Source organism: Enterococcus ratti (assembly GCF_001886195.1).
In the GTDB taxonomy this organism is placed as follows: domain Bacteria; phylum Bacillota; class Bacilli; order Lactobacillales; family Enterococcaceae; genus Enterococcus_B; species Enterococcus_B ratti.
On the sequence record NZ_JXLB01000003.1, the window covers coordinates 140,811 to 162,747 of the forward strand.

The 21,937-nt window shown below is 34.3% G+C and carries 12 protein-coding genes and 3 pseudogenes; 13 read left to right on the top strand and 2 right to left on the bottom strand.

Going from position 1 to position 21,937, the window contains the following annotated elements; all coding sequences use genetic code 11:
- Window positions 1-114 precede the first annotated feature (114 nt).
- The 4 genes from RV14_RS02360 (at window position 115) to mnmG (ending at window position 6,918) form a co-directional block, all read left to right on the top strand.
- Entirely contained in the window at window positions 115-1,554 is a 1,440-nt protein-coding gene (locus RV14_RS02360) for a hypothetical protein (RefSeq protein ID WP_071854724.1), read from the top strand.
- A gap of 160 nt (window positions 1,555-1,714) precedes the next feature.
- On the top strand, window positions 1,715-3,046 hold the full coding sequence (locus tag RV14_RS02365) for a hypothetical protein (protein WP_071854725.1): 1,332 nt from the start codon (window positions 1,715-1,717) through the stop codon (window positions 3,044-3,046).
- A 560-nt stretch (window positions 3,047-3,606) separates the two neighbouring features.
- Entirely contained in the window at window positions 3,607-5,007 is a 1,401-nt protein-coding gene (gene mnmE / locus RV14_RS02370; protein ID WP_071854726.1) for a tRNA uridine-5-carboxymethylaminomethyl(34) synthesis GTPase MnmE, read from the top strand.
- A 15-nt stretch (window positions 5,008-5,022) separates the two neighbouring features.
- Entirely contained in the window at window positions 5,023-6,918 is a 1,896-nt protein-coding gene (gene mnmG, locus RV14_RS02375) for a tRNA uridine-5-carboxymethylaminomethyl(34) synthesis enzyme MnmG (protein WP_071854727.1), read from the top strand.
- A 64-nt stretch (window positions 6,919-6,982) separates the two neighbouring features.
- On the opposite strand, the pseudogene RV14_RS02380 reads toward mnmG, so the two are convergent.
- Window positions 6,983-7,291, bottom strand: a pseudogene (locus tag RV14_RS02380) (tyrosine-type recombinase/integrase); the annotation flags it as partial.
- Between the two features lie 1,135 nt (window positions 7,292-8,426).
- Between RV14_RS02380 and RV14_RS02385 the strand changes: the two are divergent.
- From RV14_RS02385 to RV14_RS02405, 4 genes and pseudogenes are all read left to right on the top strand, one after another.
- A pseudogene (locus RV14_RS02385) lies at window positions 8,427-10,017 on the top strand (type I restriction-modification system subunit M).
- On the top strand, window positions 10,007-11,218 hold the full coding sequence (locus RV14_RS02390) for a restriction endonuclease subunit S (RefSeq protein ID WP_071854728.1): 1,212 nt from the start codon (window positions 10,007-10,009) through the stop codon (window positions 11,216-11,218). The pseudogene RV14_RS02385 and the gene RV14_RS02390 overlap by 11 nt, the downstream one beginning before the upstream one ends.
- 13 nt (window positions 11,219-11,231) lie before the next feature.
- A pseudogene (locus RV14_RS02395) lies at window positions 11,232-14,380 on the top strand (type I restriction endonuclease subunit R).
- Between the two features lie 1,169 nt (window positions 14,381-15,549).
- Window positions 15,550-16,584: an FUSC family protein gene (locus RV14_RS02405; RefSeq protein WP_071854730.1), complete on the top strand. Its 1,035-nt coding sequence runs from the start codon at window positions 15,550-15,552 to the stop codon at window positions 16,582-16,584.
- A 299-nt stretch (window positions 16,585-16,883) separates the two neighbouring features.
- Here RV14_RS02405 and RV14_RS02410 read toward each other — a convergent pair whose 3' ends face one another.
- Entirely contained in the window at window positions 16,884-17,339 is a 456-nt protein-coding gene (locus tag RV14_RS02410; RefSeq protein WP_071854731.1) for a hypothetical protein, read from the bottom strand.
- Between the two features lie 511 nt (window positions 17,340-17,850).
- Here RV14_RS02410 and rsmG point away from each other — a divergent pair.
- The 5 genes from rsmG to ychF all read left to right on the top strand — a co-directional run bounded on the left by rsmG (window position 17,851) and on the right by ychF (window position 21,914).
- Entirely contained in the window at window positions 17,851-18,564 is a 714-nt protein-coding gene (gene rsmG, locus RV14_RS02415; protein ID WP_071854745.1) for a 16S rRNA (guanine(527)-N(7))-methyltransferase RsmG, read from the top strand.
- Between the two features lie 11 nt (window positions 18,565-18,575).
- Window positions 18,576-19,343: a ParA family protein gene (locus RV14_RS02420; RefSeq protein WP_071854732.1), complete on the top strand. Its 768-nt coding sequence runs from the start codon at window positions 18,576-18,578 to the stop codon at window positions 19,341-19,343.
- A complete protein-coding gene (locus RV14_RS02425; RefSeq protein WP_071854733.1) occupies window positions 19,330-20,220 on the top strand; it encodes a ParB/RepB/Spo0J family partition protein in 891 nt (296 codons plus the stop codon). Before RV14_RS02420 ends, RV14_RS02425 begins: the two co-directional genes overlap by 14 nt.
- 394 nt (window positions 20,221-20,614) lie before the next feature.
- Window positions 20,615-20,806 carry a DUF951 domain-containing protein gene (locus RV14_RS02430; RefSeq protein ID WP_071854734.1) on the top strand — a complete coding sequence of 64 codons (192 nt, stop codon included), beginning with the start codon at window positions 20,615-20,617 and terminating at the stop codon, window positions 20,804-20,806.
- A 7-nt stretch (window positions 20,807-20,813) separates the two neighbouring features.
- Window positions 20,814-21,914, top strand: a complete 1,101-nt coding sequence (ychF, locus tag RV14_RS02435) for a redox-regulated ATPase YchF (protein WP_071854735.1) — start codon at window positions 20,814-20,816, stop codon at window positions 21,912-21,914.
- Window positions 21,915-21,937 lie beyond the last annotated feature (23 nt).

A 21,937-nucleotide genomic window follows, 5' to 3' on the forward strand; every position in this document is an offset into this window, starting at 1 on the left:
TTTGTATGGTGTTATTCAAGAAATCTTTATTTCTCTATTTATAAAAAAAAGTTTTTTTCGTTAAAATAATCCATGCTATCGTGAGGGCATGTGAGGGGGAAGGATAGAGTAAAAATGAAAGATAGAACAAGAAAAAAAATGATGAAAATTGTTGAAAAAGCTCATAAAAAATATGTAAAGGATAATGAAACGTATTCTATTGAAATGAAAAACACCTTTAATCAGAGATGGAATTGGTCCTCCAATGAGGTAGGAGATAAAGCAGGAGAAAAATATAATAATCTTTTAGAGTATATGTATTTGTATAAAAAAGTGATTGAAAAAAATCCTCAACAATTTATTGAAAATGGTAGAAATATAAAGAAATTAACTGATTCCTTAAACAGTAGTATAGGATGTAGTTATGATAACAGATATTTTAAGTCATGTATGAAAGATTTAATAAATAATGATCCGGATAGTTTTTTAGTTGTACCAATCATTTATAGTCAAGAAACATCAGAACATAGCAGTCGTGATGGTCATAGTGTAAGTCTGATTATACAAAAAGAAGACAATAAAATTAAAGTAAGAGTTTGTAATAAAGGCGGTCAACTTGTGCCTAATGAAAGACCGCTGATTGATCAAAAAATTTCTGTCGAGAAATTGGATAAAATAGCGATGTTGCATCAATGGGAAAATTGGTGTGATTTTTCGGATACAGAGAAAGTTGAATTTTGGAATAGTCTTAGTGAACAAGAGACATCAGATTGTCTGAATTATTCAGTGGAACTAGAAAAATTGTGGTTAGATTTGGATGCTAGACAGCTAAAACCAATATATGTTTATGTGTTTGAAGAATCAAAGGAAAGTATAGAAGCCATTTCAAAAGCTATTCGCATAGGAAGAAATACTCCTAAATGGCGAGATATGATAAGTTTGTTTCGAGATAAAGATGTAAGTTTGATGACCATTTTTAAAGATAAAAATTTTTTGTATTATCATAAAAAAATAGAGTATCCTTTAAAGAAACTTCATCGTCATGCAATGGAGTGTAAGTTTGAAAACTATGCTGCAAGTTCGCAAATGATAGGTGGCTGTGGCGTAAAAAATGTGGGTTTGGCATTCAAATATGTATTAGGCTATAAAGACAAGGTAGAGATTAATAAAAAAGAGTATGATCAATGTAAACAAGTTAAGAATTTGGATCAAATGCTTATAAAAACCGCTAAAGAAGTGTTCAATAAAAAAGATTATAGTGAATTTATTGAGAACAACTATGCCATTTTCACTGAAAAGAAAAGGGCATTTTCGAATCTTCCCAGAGCTGAAAAATTAGTAGAAAAAGAGTTGTTCTTAAATGCTGTGCAAGAACATGCAAAAGAACAAAGACACATTAAGCCTATTGATTTTAAGAAGGTGAATCAACAGGTGAAGCAAGAAAAAACAAGTGAAAGTTATTTATTAAAATTAAAAGTTGCAAAAGAATACGCGCAAGGACATTCATCATATGCAAAAAGTTCAATATTTAAGGAGAATGATAAGATAGAGATGTTGAAATCCGTAGAGAGATAGATCAAAAAAATTCATTTTTATATTATTAAACAAAATAAGCGCTATCACTTTTTAGTGTTCTTTATTTAGGAAAAAATTTTTTCTAAATTTATAAAAAATTTTCTCCCTAAAAACAATTATTTTATTATGAAGGTGTAGAAAGAAAAAGGCGGGCATAGAAATGGATAATAAAATAAAAGAAAAGATGAACAAAGAAGTTAATAAGGCACGTAAAAATTACACTAGGGAAAAAGATAAGTACGGACTTGATATGCGAAACATCTTTTATCAAAAATGGAATTTGTTAAAAAATAACAAAGATGTAAACTATGGAAACGAGTATAATTACATTGTAGAATTTATGTATTTGTATAAAAAAGCAATTGAAAAACATCCTGAACAATTTAAAGACAGAAAAGTCGAGAAATTAAAAGATTCTTTAGAAAATAGTATAGGGTGTAGTTATAACACTAAATATTTTAAGTCATGCATGAAAGCGTTAGAAAATAATAATCCAGATAGTTTTTTGATTATACCAATAAGCTATTTTTTGATGTCCAACGAAGAAATTGTTGGTCATAGTGTAAGTCTAGTTATACAAAAAGAAGAAGATAAAATTAAAATAAAAGTTTGCAATAAAGGTGGTCAACTTGTTCCTAATGAAAAACCATCTATTGATGAAAATCTTACTGAAGAGAAGTTTTATAAACTGGCAAGACTAGCTAAGTGGGATAGGTGGAATAATTTATCGAATACAGAGAAATCTGAGAGTTATAATAATTTGACTGAATCAGAAAAATTGAGTCGTCTGAATGACTTAACAGCGTTAGAGAAATTATGGATAGATTCAAAATCTAAGCAATTACGACCAATATATGTTTATGAATTTAAAGAGACAAAGGAAAATATAAAAAATATTTCAAAAGCGATTCGCATAGGACAACTTAATCCAAGATTGAAAGATTTAAGATGGTTTCACTTGTTTCGAAATTTAGGTTTAAGAATATTATTATTTAAAGATAAGTATCGTAACCTTCTCCATTATGATACAAGAATTGAGTACCCTTTAAATAAGCTGCATCGTCACGCAGAAAAAAGTTATTATCTAGAATGTGCGGCAAATTCGCAAATATTGGGGAATTGTGGTATTAAAAATTTATCTATGGCATTTAAATATGCGTTAGGAGAACCACAAGAAGAAAAAATCAAAGGACAAACTTTTGTAAAATATAAACAAGTGAAAAATTTAGATAAAATGCTTATAGAAGCTGCAAAAGAAGAATTAAAAGATGTTGAATTTGATAAATTTGTTGATGACATCAAGGTAGAATATTCTAAAAAGAAAGCAGAATTTTCTATACTTCCTGTGGAAACAAAAATGAAGATGAAAAAACTTTATGTAAAAATTGCTCAAGAGGAAACTCCATGTTTGATGCCTATTAAACATAACGAAATCTATGAAAAGGTGCACCAAGTAATGCAAAAAGCAGAGAGTAAAGAGCAAAGTAGATAGTGGTTATCTTGTTGAAAAAATGTGTTAGTCGTATTTTTTATTCTATAAGAAATGAAGCAAGCAATGAAAATGTTTTAGAATCAATTTTATTTTGCATAAATAGAAACTTGATAGTACATATGTATAGTTTTATTCAATAGGATGATTATTTGCTAGTCTTTATTATTTGATAGAATCACGTTGACAAAATTTTTTAAACACAGTATATTTTACTAGAAATCATTCTTATCAGAGTATGCGATGTAGTAGTCACTGACTTTGATAAAAAAGGACTGAACAAAGCACATACATGTTTTGTTCAGTTTTTTTGTTTCTTTACGTAACTGATTAGTAAAAACGGCTATTTTTAATTTGGCAAAAATTAATTCGTATACTAAAAAAGTAACGGTAAAGTAAAAGTAGTTGGAGATTTAATTTTAGACTTGTTTCTTTTTATTAAATATGATAATGTATGTTCAGAATTCAATCATGAACAAGCAGTCAAAGTGCTAGGTTCACCATTTTATAAAGGGTGAAGTAGGCACTTTTTTTGTGTGCAAATTCAAAGAAGGAGTGAAAAAATGGCTGAAATTACGTTAGAATTTGATACCATTGCGGCAATTTCAACCCCACCAGGCGAAGGGGCAATCAGTATTGTTCGCTTAAGTGGCGATCAAGCTGTGCGGTTAGCGGATAAAGTTTATCGTGGTGGAAAAAAAAGCTTGTCGCAAGTACCAAGTCATACGATTCATTACGGACATATTGTTGATCCCAAAAATCAACAGGTAATAGATGAAGTAATGGTTTCAATTATGTTAGCCCCTAAAACTTTTACGCGCGAAGACGTTGTAGAGATCAATTGTCATGGTGGCATGATCGTAGTTAATCAAATTTTACAACTTTTATTACGCGAAGGGGCAAGATTAGCCGAGCCGGGCGAATTTACGAAACGCGCGTTTTTGAATGGTCGTGTCGATCTTTCTCAAGCTGAAGCTGTGATGGATTTGATCCGTGCAAAAACAGATAAAGCAATTGATTTAGCGCTAAATCAATTGGATGGGAATTTGTCTGCTTTGATCCGTTCCTTAAGACAGGAAATTTTAGAAACACTTGCTCAAGTTGAAGTAAATATTGATTATCCTGAATATGATGACGTGGAAGAACTGACAACAAGGTTATTACTTGAAAAGGCAACTATGATTCAACGAAGCATTCAAACACTACTAGCTACTTCAAAACAAGGAAAAGTACTTCGTGAAGGATTGAGTACCGCAATCATTGGTCGTCCCAATGTAGGAAAATCTAGTTTATTGAATTATCTGTTACAAGAAGAAAAAGCTATCGTTACGGATATTGCTGGAACGACTCGTGATGTAATCGAAGAATATGTAAATGTACGTGGTGTTCCGTTAAAATTAATCGATACAGCAGGTATTCGTGAAACTGAAGATGTCGTTGAGCGAATTGGTGTAGAAAGAAGTAAGAAAGCATTATCTGCTTCTGATTTGATTTTATTAATTTTGAATCAAAGTGAAGCATTAACAACCGAAGATGAGCAACTATTAGAAGCAACTAAAGGATTAAAGCGAATAATTCTTTTAAATAAAACCGATTTGCCTCAAAAACTAGAAAAAGAAGAATTGAAACATTGGTTAAAAAATGATGAACCAGTTTTTGCGGTTTCAGTGGTCCAAAATGAAGGATTAGATCAATTAGAAAAAGCCATTGCTGATTTATTTTTTGGTGGTCAAACTGGTGAAAAAGATGCTACTTATGTTTCTAATACTCGACATATTGCTTTGCTTGAAAAAGCTTTGTTGTCATTAGAAGAAGTAATATCAGGGATTGAAGCTGGTATGCCAGTTGATTTAGTGCAAATTGATATGACACGTTGTTGGGATTACTTAGGAGAAATTGTAGGAGACAGTGTACAAGATGAATTGATTACTCAATTATTTAGTCAATTTTGTTTAGGAAAGTAAAAGGAGGAACTATTTTTGAATCGTTATCAAGCAGCTGCCTATGATGTTATTGTTGTCGGTGCAGGACATGCAGGATCAGAAGCCGCATTAGCTGCAGCTAGAATGGGCGCAAAAACACTATTATTGACAATCAATCTAGACATGGTTGCTTTTATGCCATGCAATCCATCGGTAGGAGGGCCGGCAAAAGGTGTAGTCGTTCGAGAAATTGATGCGTTAGGCGGTGAGATGGGTAAAAATATTGATAAAACTTACATTCAGATGAGAATGTTAAATACAGGGAAAGGACCTGCCGTACGTGCATTAAGGGCGCAAGCAGACAAGCATGCGTATTCAACAGAAATGAAGCATACCATCGAAAAAGAACCGAATTTAACATTGCGTCAAGGAATCGTTGAAGAGTTAATCGTTGAAGAAGGAATTTGTCGAGGAGTAGTTACTTCCACGGGTGCAAGTTATCGCGCGAAGGCAGTAGTCATTACGGCTGGAACGGCTTTACGTGGTGAAATCATCATTGGTGAATTGAAATATTCATCTGGACCGAATAATTCCCAACCATCTGTTGGATTAGCCAACAACTTGAAAGAGTTGGGATTTGCGATTGATCGCTTTAAAACAGGCACGCCTCCTCGCGTAAAATCTAGTACGATTGATTATTCAGTGACTGAAGAACAACCGGGCGATAAAGAACCGAATCATTTTAGTTTTAGTACATCCGATTGTGCCTATAAGTTAGATCAAGAATCTTGTTGGTTGACTTACACAGGCGAAACAACGCACAAAATCATTCGTGATAACTTACATCGTGCGCCGATGTTCACCGGAGTTGTTGAAGGGGTTGGTGCTCGTTATTGTCCGTCTATCGAAGATAAAATTGTTCGTTTTGCTGACAAACCTCGTCATCAATTGTTTTTAGAACCAGAAGGATTGCATACCGAAGAAGTGTATGTGCAGGGGTTATCGACTTCTTTGCCAGAAGATGTTCAAGTTGACATGCTTCACTCTATTGCTGGATTAGAAAAAGTTGAAATGATGCGTACAGGTTATGCCATTGAATATGACGTAGTAGAACCTCATCAGTTACGACCAACGTTAGAAACCAAATTAATTGAAAATCTTTATACAGCAGGTCAGACTAACGGAACAAGTGGTTATGAGGAAGCGGCTGGTCAAGGGTTAATTGCAGGAATTAATGCTGTGTTGAAAATCCAAGGAAAAGAGCCATTAATTATGAAACGAAGTGATGGATATATTGGGGTGATGATTGATGATTTAGTTACAAAAGGAACGAACGAACCTTATCGTCTACTGACTTCTCGTGCGGAATACCGTCTTCTTTTACGACATGATAACGCCGATTTGCGGTTGACGGAAATGGGGTATCGTGTGGGGTTAGTAAAAGAAGAACAATATGGTGCTTATTTAAAGAAAAAAGCTGCAGTAGAAGAAGAAATCAAGCGATTAATGCGTATTCGGATTAAGCCTACAGAAGAAGTTCAGTTCTTTTTAAATCAACTCAAGGCAGCACCATTAAAAGATGGTGTTTTAGCTAGTGATTTTCTAAAACGACCAGAAATTAGCTACCGTGATTTATTAAAGTTTATACCAGAAAACCAAGGATTGACAGTGAAAGAAATCGAACAAGTAGAAATTCAAATCAAATATGAAGGATATATTAAAAAAGCGCTTGAAAAAGTAGGAAAGTTGAAACGAATGGAAGCTAAAAAAATACCAAAAAATATTGATTATGGAGCAATTAATGGCTTGGCGACAGAAGCAAAACAAAAATTGCAAAAAATTCAACCAGAAACAATTGCTCAAGCAAGTCGTATCAGTGGAGTAAACCCAGCTGACTTGAGCATTTTGATGGTCTATATTGAACAAGGCAAGATTGCAAAAGTCGAAGTGTAAAGTATTGATACGAACGGATTCGTGAGAATAAATGAGTCCTTATCGTATCGACTGACTCCGTATATCACGCATTCATGTAGGAGTCGAACAGTTCAACTGTTTCTTCTTGTCGATTTTTCGATACTTGGATATAGATATCCATGGTTGTCTTAGATGAAGAATGCCCTAATCTATCTTGTACGTCTTTTACTTGAGCACTTGCTTCAAAAAGCAATGTGGCAGGGGTCTTTCTAAAGCCATGGACTTTGATTATTTTCATATTAGGGAACTTCCTAGCTACTTTACTCATTACATGATTAGGGTAGCCCTTATACAGGAAGTCCCTTTTTTTATTTGCTTTAATAGTGCTGATAGCAGGTACATCATCCATGTGATGATGTGACGATCACTCATGAAAATGGAGATAACATATACAGGGCTAAAGTTACATTAGACAATGGGAGTGCTATCAATATAAATATTGAGTGCTATCCAAAGAAAGACCGTGTATATGTGGAGATACCATATACTGAGGTGTTAATGTTAAACTGATTTAAATTTATTGTGCGTACCGTCCAAACAGGCACTCCTAAAGGTGCAAATTCACTAGGAAGTTTTTATGGTTTCCGCCGTATAAGTGAAAATATCAAACATGATGATGGTTAAGGAAAATTTGGAAATTAGCTTATTATTTTGTAGGGTTGATGATAATTAGTTTAGCCGACGGCAGGTTTCTGTCTAAGTATTTTTTGATAATCAGGACAAAGATTTATTGGATACTGTTAGCCGATAGATATTTTAGCAGAAGAAAGTCAGTTTAAGGTAGAGTATAAAAAAGTACGAAATAACTTTAAATGATGATACTATATTAAGTATATCTAAGATAGAGAAAAGTCTAGTAAACAGACAGATTTTGTCTATATTACTGGGAAGGACAGGGGATATTTCGACAGATTACCAGTGTATAAAATATCAAAAAAAAAAGACTAACTTTGAGGTTACAAGTAAAAAAATGATTTTAGTAATTAGGAATAACTGCGGCTATGGAACATTGATTTAGTGAGACAAAGTGAAGTTGACTAATTCTTCGTGAATTTTTGTGTAGTTATATAGAGGTGATAGTTATGAAAAAATGTATTATTAATTCTATGTAGTTTTACTATTTTTGTTTTTTTTTGCTTGTGGAGATTTTACAAGTATGACATCGATAGGAGTTGAGTACAAGGAAATTCACGCCTGCCGTGGTCCAACACTTAAATGGGCAATACAAATAGCCGTATCCAAAACAAAGGGTACGGCTATTTTTGTGTTAAAAACCTCCTTTAAGTTAACGATCTAGTCTAAGTTATGTCAAGCAACGTAAGAGGAGTCTAGCGTTCATCTAGCGATTTCAAATCGTTAGATGAATTGTTAAGAATATCCATCACGTGGTTTATTACCAAGAATAAGTTTTTTTCTTTTTCTAAAACTGAGTATGCTAAAATAAGAGGGTATATAGCAACTTTAAATAAGAGATAGGGGTGTATCTTTTGGGTGCAGAATTAAATCAGAAGTTATTTAGTGCGGCAGATAATCTCCGTAGTAAAATGGATGCGTCAGAATATAAAAATTATTTATTGGGGCTGATTTTTTATAAATATTTATCCGACCGTTTGTTGGAACAAGTGGTTCTTTTAGCAGATGAATCCTTAGAGGAATATGATACAGTAAGCAAACAATGTTGTATCGTGAATTACTTTCAGATGAAGAATCAAAAGAAGATCTGATTGCAACAATCGTTGATATTTTGGGGTATGCGATTTCGCCAGAGCATCTTTTCAACGTCTTAGCGGATAAGCAAAACAAGCAACGTTCCAATTGAATGATCTAAACAAAGCCTTTGTGCAATTGTCATCTACTTACAATCAATTTAATGGGTTATTTGATGATGTGGATCTCCAATCAAAAAAACTAGGAACAGATGAGCAACAACGAAATGTAACGATTACCGAAGTCATTAAGAAATTGAATGACGTGGAAGTTTTAAGTCACGATGGGGACGTGATCGGGGATGCGTATGAATTTCTGATCAGTCAATTTGCTTCAGAAGCAGGGAAGAAAGCAGGGGAATTTTATACGCCTCACATGGTCTCTGATATGATGGCACAAATCGTAACGCTCGATCAAAAAGAACGCCCTTTCTTTAGTGTTTTTGATCCAACGATGGGTTCAGGTTCATTGATGTTAAACGTACGTAACTACTTAACTCACCCAGATAACGTTAAATATCATGGGCAAGAATTAAATACAACGACATACAATCTAGCAAAAATGAACTTGATTTTACATGGGATAGATGCCGAAGAAATGAATCTCCGCAATGGGGATACGTTGAATAAGGACTGGCCAACAGATGAACCTTACACATTTGATGCAGTAGTGATGAACCCACCTTATTCAGCTAAATGGTCAGCAGATACTACCTTTTTAGATGATTCTCGCTTTAATCGTTATGGAAAATTAGCGCCAAAATCCAAAGCAGATTTTGCGTTTCTTCTTCACGGTTTCTATCATTTGAAGGAAACAGGTACCATGGCCATCGTCTTGCCACACGGGGTTTTATTCCGTGGCGCTGCAGAAGGGGTCATTCGTCAAAAATTATTAGAAGACGGCAGTATTTACGCCGTGATTGGCATGCCTGCGAACTTGTTTTTTGGTACATCGATTCCAACGACGGTTATTGTATTGAAGAAGAATCGTCAAACTCGAGATGTGTTATTCATTGACGCTAGTCGAGAATTTGTTAAAGGAAAAAATCAGAATAAATTATCGGAAGAAAACATTCAAAAAATCCTCGAAACATATGCAGAGAGAAAAGATGTCGATAAATATGCCCATTTAGCAACCTTTGAAGAAATCAAAGAAAATGACTATAACTTAAATATCCCTCGCTATGTAGATACTTTCGAAGAAGAAGAACCAATTGATATGGTTCATGTTGGAAATGACATCAAGAAGATACGACAAGAACAGCATGTGCTAGAAAAAGAACTTTTAGAAGCTATCTCTTCCCTGCAAACAACACCTGAAAATGAAGCGTGGTTGCAAGGTGCGCTGGAGGTGTTTAAGCATGAGCAATGATACACGACCAGAAATCCGTTTTCCAGGATTTACGGAAGATTGGGAAGAGCGTAAGTTATCTGACTTGATGTCATTTTCAAATGGTATAAATGCTCCAAAAGAGAATTACGGTAAAGGTCGAAAGATGATTAGCGTAATGGATATTCTTGATGAGCAACCAATACAGTATGCATCTATTCGAAATTCAGTTGAGGTTGATAAAGAAGTTGAATTAAAAAATAAAGTTGAAAATGGAGATTTAGTCTTTGTTAGATCATCTGAGATATCGGAAGAAGTAGGATGGGCTAAGGCTTATTTAGAGGAGGAATATGCTTTATACAGCGGTTTTTCTATTCGTGGAAAGAAAATAAAAGAATTTAATCCACACTTCGTTGAACTCTCATTAAACTCTGTCAATAGAAAACAAATAGAAAGAAAAGCCGGCGGTAGCACTCGTTTTAATGTTAGTCAAACTGTAATGAACAGCTTAGAGATATTGATGCCAAAAATTGAAGAACAAAATAAAATTGATTGGATCTTTAAACAACTCGACGACACTATCGCTCTTCATCAACGTAAGTTAGATTTGCTGAAGGAAACGAAAAAAGGATTCTTACAAAAAATGTTCCCTAAAAACGGAGCAAAAGTGCCAGAAATTCGGTTTCCTGGATTTACGAAAGATTGGGAAGAGCGGAAATTGGGAGATGTTTTCTCTGAACGATCAGAACGTAGTAGTGAGGGAGAGCTTATCTCGGTTACAATTAACTCAGGAGTTATAAAGGCAAGTGAACTTGATAGAAAAGATAATTCTAGTGATAATAAATCAAATTACAAGAAAGTTGAAGTTGGTGATATTGCGTATAATTCAATGCGGATGTGGCAAGGCGCAAGCGGATATTCTTCTTATGAGGGGATTCTAAGCCCTGCATATACTGTTATTATTCCTAAAGAAGGAACTGATTCAAAATTCTTTGCGTATGATTTTAAGCGATATGACATGATTCAAACATTCAAGAGAAATTCACAAGGCCTGACATCTGACACATGGAATTTGAAATTTCCAACACTAAAATTAGTCAAGATAATGGTTCCTAGCATTGAGGAACAGAAACAGATTGCTGCATTTTTTGAGAGGCTTGATAATACTATTGCCCTTCATGAGCGCGAATTAGATTTACTAAAAGAAACGAAAAAAGGCTTCTTACAAAAGATGTTTGTCTAGGGAGGGAAGATAAATGAAAATGAGTCACCGTGAGGAAGCGGAAGTCGAAGAACAATTGATTCGTGTACTGGAGGAAGGACATAATCAGTGGACGTATCGTCCGGATCTAAAATCAGAAGAAGATCTTTGGGGTAATTTACGCCAAAAAATCATCTCAAATAATCAAGCAGAACTGAATGATTCTCCTTTGACTGATAAAGAATTTGAAACGATCAAAACAGAATTACTGCTACGAACGAAAACCCCATTTGATGCTGCGAAATGGTTAAAAGGTGAAAATGGAATGGCTCGGATCACGTTTGAACGGGAAGATCCACAATTGGGGTCTGTCTCGCTCATTCTTTATTCCAATCAAGACATTGGTGGAGGAATCTCTACTTATGAAGTGGTCCATCAAATTGCAAAACGTGGAAGTAACATAGAAGCACGGGATCGACGTTTTGACGTCACCTTATTGATCAATGGATTACCGATTGTCCAAATCGAGTTGAAACAAGTAACCGCAAAAGATGGTTTTTATCAGGCGTTTAATCAAATCAAAAAATATGCAGGAGAAGGCATGTTTCGGAACAATATCTTTTCGACCTTACAGTTGTTTGTGGTTTCAAATGAACAAACGACCCGGTATTTTGCAAATGCGTTACCGAAAGACTTGCATGCAAAGTTTTTATTTAGTTGGCGAACGAAAGACAATAAAAAGGTAGAAAACTTATATGAGTTTTGTAAACAAGTGTTAAATATCCCGGATGCTCATCGCTTGATTGCGGATTATACGATTGTCAGTGAAGATCAAGATAATAAACCCTGATGGTGTTACATCCTTATCAAGTGCATGCGATTCAAGCCTTGTTTATTGCTGCAAATAAACATCAATCAGGATATGTGTGGCATGCGACTGGTTCAGGAAAGACGTTGACTAGTTTTGTATCTACTAAGCTTTTAGCACGAAAATCGGGGATCGATCGGACGATTATGTTAGTGGACCGCAAAGATTTAGATAATCAAACCACCACAGAGTTTACGAAATTTGCTTCGGAATTTAATACTGGGATTTCTTCCGGGAACGCCAAAGCGAATAGCTTGATTGTTGGAACAGGAAGTGCCAAAGAATTAAGTGAAACCCTATTGGCAGATGCTAATGCAAATGTTGTGATTATTACAACCCGTCAAAAGCTAGATGCGGCGTTGAAATATGCAAAGAAACAAGAAGAGAAAAAAGGAACCAATTGCTTCCAAAAATTAATGGGACAACATATCGTGTTTGTAGTAGATGAGTGTCATCGAGCGTTAAGTGCTGAAAATATGGAAGAAATCAAAAAAATGTTTCCGAAGTCCACTTGGTTTGGCTTTACAGGTACACCAATTTTCCCTGAGAATCGGAAACAAGCCAAAGGGTAATTGGCACGTACAACCCATGATCAGTATGGAGAGGTCTTGCACACCTATACCATTAAGAATGCGCTAGAAGATGGCTCTGTTTTAGGATTTCAAGTAGAGCATGAAAACACCGTGGAGCCGACTTCATTAGAGAATAAAATCTATCGGAAATTAAAAGAAGTAGAAACATATGCAGATTATTCACCGGAACAGATCAATCGTATGATCGATCAAATGGAGCCTGTCAAAAAAGAAAGTTATTTGGACCCTGCTGTTTTTGAAGCAGATGAACATATCCAAAAAGTCATTCATAAAATGTTCCGTCCAGATAATGCCTATACAAAATTTGATTTTCGAAATGGTCGGCCGACGAAGTCTGCAATCTTAACCACGAGTTCCATTGACATGACCAAAAAGTATTATCGAGCCATCAAAGAGATGACGAAAGAGCCTGATTGGTTAACAAAAGAGTTTCCCAATCAGCCCATTCGTGAAGGACGAACGATGGAGGATCCTGATTTCCCAAGGATCGCTATTACTTATTCCTTAGAAGAAAATAGCCGAGATTCAAGTGTCCAACAAGAAGAAATGCAAAAAATTATTGAGGAATATAATCAGTATTATGATACCGCCTGGTTATTAGCAGACATTGAGCGTTATAACGGAGATATCAATAATCGTTTGGCACGAAAAAGAGCGGAATTCAAACAATTTGGGAAACAAATCGATTTAGTGATTGTAGTGGATCGTCTATTGACAGGTTTTGACGCCCCTACGATTCAAACCCTATTTGTGGATCGTAATCTAGAGTATGCAGGATTGATCCAAGCTTTTTCACGTACGAACCGTACGTATCCTGAAAAGACAAAAGGATTGATTGTGACGTTTCGTAAGCCAGCGACAATGGAGAAGAATATCGAGGATGCGACAAAACTGTATTCAGAAGCTAAAGAAGAATCGGGTTTGATTTATCCAAGTTATCAGGAATCCAAAAAAAGATTCAAGCAGGCATATGGTAAGTTAAAGGAGGTTTCATCTATGGAATCCATTGATGAACATACGCCAATTGAAACTCGTATCGAATATGTCAAAGCATTTCAAGAATTAAATCGTGCTTATGAATCGTTAGTGACTTATGACGATTACAATGATGATATGGTGAAATCTCCAACTTTGAACAATCAAATTCAACTTTTGGAAGAACAAATTGGTGTATATGAGACCGTGAAGGGTTCATTGATGGAGGAAGAACCAGAAAAAGAGGGAGAAGATTTTTCAACGATCGAATTTTATAGTGAAAATACCGCTAAGTTGTATAATATTGATTCTACTTATATTGATCAATTACTAGGAACTTATGCTGCGAATAGTTCAGATGCACGAGAAGAAATTGAAAAAGCTTTGACTAAATTGAATAAAACAGAAGGAGTCAAAGAAATTTACCGACAAATTTTAAATGCATTTGATGTGGGGACTTTAGACAGCAATGAAGATATTTTTGTCATTAAACGTCGCTATTTTACACAAGCAAGTGATGATTTGATTCATGCCTTTTCCAATGAGTGGTTTGTTTCTGAGAAAGAATTACATGCTTCTAATCTGCAATATATGCCAGGTGAAGATCCAATTACAAATATGAAAGCAATTATCAACAGTAAGAATTACGAAGGATATAAAGCCAAACATCCAGAAGCGAAGCCATTTAAATACCCACAAGAAATGAAGCGAGCATGGCGGAAAATGTTAGATGATGAGTTGATTCCACTTGAAAATGAATTGAGGTAAACGAGAAGAGTTAAGAAAATTGTACGATTCAAAGATGGTAGTCAAGTGGAAGTGTAGAAAATAGGGATAGATGTCTTTTTACTTGTTCACATTTTATAACGAAGTATTTAAGAAAGCTATTGAATAATGCTTCTTCCATCTTTTTCATTCATTTACCTCACCCCGTTGTTATATGACCGTATCTCAAGAGGAACTTTTAGAAAGCATAAACTAACTAGGAGTTCCTTTTTCTTTTGTTTTTTTGGAATCCGCTTAAGTGAAATGTATCTGAAATGAAAAGGGGATAAAGTAATTTTTTGCTGTAACAGCAAGGTTTTAGTTGTTTCAGATACCATATAGTCAAAAATAGTTTATTGAGAAAATAGGAGAGTATTTGATACTAACTAGTAGGAAAAAATGAGATAAAAAGTAATTGGAATCATTTCAGGTAATCTGAAATAAAAAATATACAGCCCTATGGCACTTTACCTATGGGGCTGTATATTTTTTTACTCTCAGCGTTTTTGATTCCGTTTTATTGATTTTAAATGTTATTCAATGACCATTTAACAGGTCAAATTTGATGTTTTTGACTCCGTTTGATACCTAGTGATAGAGTGATTTGAGTCTATATCGAACAAGGGAAGATTGCGAAAATGTCTTCTGAAAAGGCTGAATGATCCTAGTTGTGTTTCATATGAAACATGAATAAAATATTTGAATACCTAAGGAATGCTATGAATTAGAAAGGTATATGTGTTAGAAAAAATTCAGTTATTTTGTCTTGAGTTATTTCAGTCTCCATAATATAAGTGTTACGGCGATTCTTTAAGTTATAACGTACTGTTGAAACGTTTAAAAAGTCATTTAAAAATGTTTCTATTTTTAAACAATTATTTAGGTAATATGTGTAAAGATATAAATGTTTATGATTTAAATGAGATGGATAGTAAACCGCATCTTTATGAAAGTTTTCTTCTCTTTTTTAAATGGAAACTTTTCTTTTAAAATGTGGTTTTTTTATTTTTTAGAAGAGTTTCTAGGAAACGAAAAAATAAAAAAATACTACTTTTTATGAAAAATAAAGAAATAATTAGTATACTAGATAATGTTGGCGGAAAACAAAAAAATGCATCATCTTTATAGCTCATTTTATTGAAAAAAATTAATTATTAGAAAGGTGCGATAAATTGTTTCAAACTTATTTTCGTTTTAATAAAATTCAGGATAACCCTTTTCGGATCATGAATCTAATGCTTCTTATTTTTGTTGTATTATGGTTGGGTTACATAAATCATGATTTTTTGATTTCAAGTTTTTCTTCATTAGGCATCTTTACTTTTTTCTACTATCAAAATATACCGATGAAAAATTTATTAAAACGTATGTTTTTTATTGGATGCGGCCTTTTGTTTTCTTTTGTATTAGGAATTTTATCGACCTATGTGTTATGGCTTGAACCTTTTGCTGTAGCGCTTGTCGCATTTTCCAGCAGATTCGTTTTACGATTGTTCCATATTTCAAAACCGGGTGGCTTATTTTTTGCTATGCTTTCTGCTATGGGAACGAGTATGAATTTGCCGATTATTGAATTGCCGATGGTGTCGCTTTATTTTTTTATGGGCGTCATTTTTTCGTTGATTGCTGCAATAATTACAAAATTATTTGATTCACGTCCGGAACAAGAAATCGAACGGGCGTCTTTAAAAGAAAGATTTCAAGAAGAACCGCTGGTAATCATTGACTCTGTTTTTTATGGTGCAGCCTTATTTCTTTCTGTTTATGTTAGCCATGGGCTGCGTTTGCACAATCCATATTGGTTGACTCTTTCTTGTGCTTCAATTCTTTTAGCTGAAAATTTAGCTGCGATGAAGCAACGGCAAGTCCAATACTTGATTGGATCAATGGGTGGCTTGTGTGTCTCGGCTGTGTTATCCTTTGTACCGTTCACTCAACTGCAAACGATTTTTTTAATTACTTTTCTTTACGGTATCTCACAATTTTTGGTTGCTAGAAATTATGCAGTAGCCAATATCTTTCTTAATCCGATGGCATTAATGTTGTCTACACTTGTTCGCGGAGCTTACTTGATTTCTTTGATCGAGTATCGTTTTTTAGGGATCGTTATAGGCAGTTTTATTGGCTTAGGTGCTGCTTGGTTAATGACTGTTGGGCTACAGCATTATCTAAATGTCGTGCGAAAAAAACTAGATATAGGAAAATAAATTGATAAAAGACAATAACGTTTGAATAGAAAGTGCTCCTCTTAGAATCAGAAAAAGATCTAATTCAGAAGGAGCACTATATTTGTTTAGTGTATATACAGTATAGATAAAAGTTCAAAATAGATTAAATAAAATATACAGGATATTCACTGTTAGAAAAACAAAGAGTAAAGTGGCTGTTTTCCAACTAGTTTTTCCTGTTTTTAAATGAAAGAAATAGTATAAGAACATAATTATAATAAAAACACTAATATTTAAAGCTTTTAGAAAATTCATGTTCACAAAGGTTTAATAGGACTTTAGGAAGTTGTATTTAAAGTGGCGATAAGAAACTCTTCTGTTAAAGTCATTTGGCTTCCACCTTTAGATGAATCTACATTTATCCAATTTCTCATTGTATGACTTCCCTCTTTAAATCGACCAGCTAAAATTGTTGCTCCTAATAAACCAATCAATGTGCCAGCAGGACCTTCAAGTAAGGCACCGCCTAATGTTCCATTTGCTTGTAATAAAGTAGCTGTTGTTGCTAATTGCGTTCGACAATAGTTAAGAGCAGATTTATTGCTAACAAAAACATCGTAACCGCCAACATAAAAAGTTTCGGAGACATCTGTAGCCTTACCACCAACATAAGTAACTTGAGCTCCATCATATTTTTTAGCAAAATAATCAAACATTGCTTGTTGATTCGTTGCCTTTGAGTGTAAAGCTAGTTTAACTTGTGGTGAATTTAACTCTTTTTCTAAACCAAGCATTTTATCATTTTTAATTATTTATACTTTTTCGCTAAGTCCATCTGCTGATACAATCTCAAGTCCTGCAAGGTAAATGAAACTAGTAAGTATTGCTCCTATAATTATTCTTATGAGTAATTTATTTTTCATTTTTCCTCATTTTTCCTAATTGGTTACACACAAAGTATAAAGCAACTACATAACTTACGTCAATAAAATATTGGTGGTATTTCAACAAAGATACAAAATAGAAAATTTAGGAATTTTACAAAAGTATTTAAGAAATCTGTGAACTTTATATTTTTTAGACTTTATTTAATATAAACTGAATAATTTGTTGAAAATGCTATTTTATTGGAATAGTTGAAATATTGTTCATTCAATTTTAAAAATAAGCCTAAATCTTCATCGCTAAATTATTCACTACCTTCTTTAAATTTACTTGTAGAAAGATTGCAACTCGATTCATTTTGCGTTAAAGTAAGAAGAGATTTCGTGAAACAATAACTGTTTCACAATGAAAGGATTAATTATGACACCAGAAGAATTTCACCAAATATTAACAGATAAAGGCATTCATTTATCTGATCAACAGATGAGTCAATTTGAACGTTATTATCAGTTGTTAGTTGAATGGAATGAAAAAATGAATTTAACAGCAATTACAGAAAAAAAGGACGTCTATTTGAAGCATTTTTATGATTCTTTGACATTAGCATTTGACGTTGATTTTTCACCCACTTTTTCTCTTTGTGATGTGGGTTCTGGCGCAGGCTTTCCTAGTATTCCATTAAAAATTGCATTCCCTGAGTTACAGATTACGATTGTTGATTCATTGAACAAACGACTTATTTTTTTAAATGAATTAACGAAAGAACTTGAAATTTCTGCTAATCTTTATCACGATCGTGCAGAAACTTTTGGACAAAATCCGCAATTTCGTGCTTCCTTTGACTGTGTTACGGCGCGTGCAGTTGCACGATTGAATGTTTTAGCAGAATTGTGTTTGCCGTTAGTAAAACAAGAAGGTTATTTTTATGCGTTAAAAGCAGCAAAAAGTGAAGAAGAATTAACAGAAGCAAAACAGGCGATTGAAGTTTTAGGCGGTAAATTCATTAAAGAATATACGATTGAGCTGCCTAAAATTACAGATAAACGACATATCCTTGTCATGCAAAAGAGGAAAACGACACCTAAAAAGTACCCAAGAAAACCCGGTTTGCCAAATAAGCAACCAATTAAGTAGGAGGAAAGGCAATGGCACAAATAATATCTGTTGCAAATCAAAAAGGCGGTGTTGGTAAAACAACCACTACAGTTAATCTAGGTGCTTGTTTAGCTAGCCTTGGCAAAAAAGTTTTGTTAGTGGACATGGACGCACAAGGTAACGCAACTAGTGGCGTAGGTATTCGTAAACCAGATGTTCTCCAAGATATTTATGATGTATTGGTTAATGAAAGACCGATTTCAAAAGCAACTCTTGTGACGGAACATGAAAATTTGAGTATCGTGCCTGCTACTCTTCAATTAGCAGGAGCAGAAATTGAGTTAACTTCTATGATGGCTAGAGAATCTCGGCTGAAAAGTTCATTAGCTGAAGTAACTGAATTATATGATTATATATTGATTGATTGTCCGCCTTCTTTAGGGCATCTTACGATTAATTCATTTACAGCGAGCGATTCTATTTTGATTCCTGTACAATGTGAATATTACGCATTGGAAGGATTAAGCCAGTTGCTAAATACAGTTCGTTTGGTTCAAAAACATTTCAATCCAGAATTGGAAATTGAAGGAGTTTTACTTACTATGTATGACGCCAGAACTAATTTAGGGAATGAAGTGGTAGAAGAAGTACGGAAATATTTCCGTGAAAAAGTTTACGAGACGATTATTCCAAGAAACATTCGTCTTTCAGAAGCACCAAGTCATGGGATGCCGATTATTGATTATGATCCACGTTCTAGAGGAGCTGAAGTTTACCAAGCATTGGCAAAGGAAGTGGTTAGTCGTGAAAAAAAGTAAAGGATTAGGTCGAGGGATTGATGCGTTATTTCAAGATTTAGAATGCTTAGAAGCGATTGATGTAAAAGATGAAACGGTGGTTCAGTTGCCTTTAAATGAATTACGTCCTAATCCTTATCAACCACGTAAAACATTTGAAGAGGTGTCGTTACAAGAATTAGCAAATTCTATTGAGCAATCTGGTGTTTTTCAACCAATTATTGTTCGTCGATCTGCAGTAAAAGGGTATGAAATTATTGCGGGTGAACGGCGTTTTCGTGCTTCAAAATTAGCAGAAAAAGCAACGATTCCAGCTATTGTTCGTGATTTTGATGAAGAAGCTATGATGCAAGTGGCTGTTTTAGAAAACTTGCAGCGAGAAGATTTAAATCCGCTAGAAGAAGCAGAGGCTTACAACATGCTGATGAAAAATCTTAAATTAACACAAGCAGAAGTTGCTAGTCGCTTAGGCAAAAGCCGGCCATATATCGCAAATTATTTGCGTTTATTGACTTTGCCAGATTTAGTTAAAGAAATGGTTCAAGATCAACGTCTTTCAATGGGGCAAGCAAGAACTCTTTTAGGTTTAAAAAATAAGAGCTTGATTTTAAAGTTAGCTAACCGTGCAGTGACGGAAAATCTTACAGTTCGCCAATTAGAGCAAATGGTATCACAATTAAATGAAAATAACGGAAAAGAAAAGAAAAAAATTCCCCGTTTGGCAAAGGAAAAACCTTATTATATCCGTGAAAGTGAAGATCGTTTAATGGATAAATTTGGTACGAATGTTGCTATTCAAGAAAAAGATGGCAAAGGAAAAATTGAGATTGAGTATCTCTCTCAAAATGATTTGACAAGAATTCTTGATATACTTAATATTCAATTTGATGAAGAGTAAAAAATGTGAAAGTATTGGTAGCTTCAATTTGAATAGACAGTTTTATGTTAAAACGCTAAAGCTTGATATCATCTATCCGTAAGATATAAAAATGCATGTTGATTTAAATATAGAAAACTGGAAAAGCGCTTTTCACATTTTTTAGTTTTTTGAGTGATTGTTGTAAATTGTATGGTTTTCTTAAGGATTATGAATGAAAATTTGAGGGTAGTTTCTCATATTTTTCTTTTTTGAACTTAATTTAAAAAAGAAGTAATATTTGTTATCCTTAAAAGCTGTAAAAGTATTGGATATCCTTAAGAAAAATAAATAAAATCTTATGAATGCACAAGTAAATGTCAAAAAAGACGAGGGATCCGTTCTTAAAGAATTATGACTAAAAGGAGGAGACTTTATGTACGATTTACACGATGTTGTTGAAATGAAAAAACCACATGCTTGTCAGGCAAATTGCTGGGAAATTATTCGCATGGGTGCTGATATCAAAATTAAATGTGCCAATTGCGGACATATTGTCATGATGACTCGCCGAGAATTTGAAAAGAAATTAAAGAAAATATTAGAAAAAAATATAGAGAAAGAGTGAATAAATTATGGCATTAACTGCTGGAATTGTTGGTTTGCCTAATGTAGGAAAATCAACTTTATTTAACGCAATTACTAAAGCTGGAGCAGAAGCAGCAAACTATCCCTTTGCAACGATTGACCCAAATGTAGGAATGGTTGAAGTACCAGATTGGCGTTTGCAACGTTTGACTGAGCTTGTTCATCCTAAAAAAACTATTCCTACCACGTTTGAATTTACTGATATTGCTGGGATTGTTAAGGGAGCAAGTAAAGGAGAAGGTTTAGGAAATCAATTTTTAAGTCATATTCGACAAGTGGATGCGATTTGCCATGTGGTGCGCTGTTTTGAAGATGAGAATATCACGCATGTCGAAGGACGCGTTGACCCGTTGGCAGATATTGACACCATCAATTTAGAACTTGTTTTGGCTGACTTGGAATCAATTAATAAGCGCTATACACGTGTGGCAAAAGTAGCTAAAACTAAGGATAAGGCTGCCGTTGCAGAACTAGCTGTTTTAGATAAAATCAAACCTGTTTTGGAAGAAGGACGTTCGGCTCGTTCTATTGAATTTACTGAAGAAGAACAAAAAATCGTTAAATCGTTGTTCTTATTAACAACTAAACCAATTTTGTATGTAGCAAATGTAGCAGAAGATGAAGTAGCAGAAAGTGATACTAATCATTACGTTCAAGAAGTACGCAATTTTGCAGCAAAAGAAAATGCCGAAGTGATCGTCGTCAGTGCTCGTGCGGAAGAAGAAATTGCTGAATTAGATGAAGAAGACAAAGCTGAATTTTTAGAAGCTTTAGGGATTGAAGAATCGGGATTGGATCAACTTATTCGTGCAGCTTATGCGCTTTTAGGCTTAGCGACTTATTTTACTGCTGGGGAACAAGAAGTTCGTGCGTGGACTTTCAAAAAAGGAATTAAAGCTCCTCAAGCAGCCGGCATCATTCATTCTGATTTTGAGCGTGGGTTTATTCGTGCTGAAACGGTTTCTTTTGAAGATTTAAATCATTATGGAAACATGCATGCTGCAAAAGAAGCGGGACGTGTTCGACTTGAAGGGAAAGATTACGTCGTTCAAGATGGTGATGTAATGCTATTTCGTTTTAATGTATAAAAGGGCTATCAAACTGTATGTAT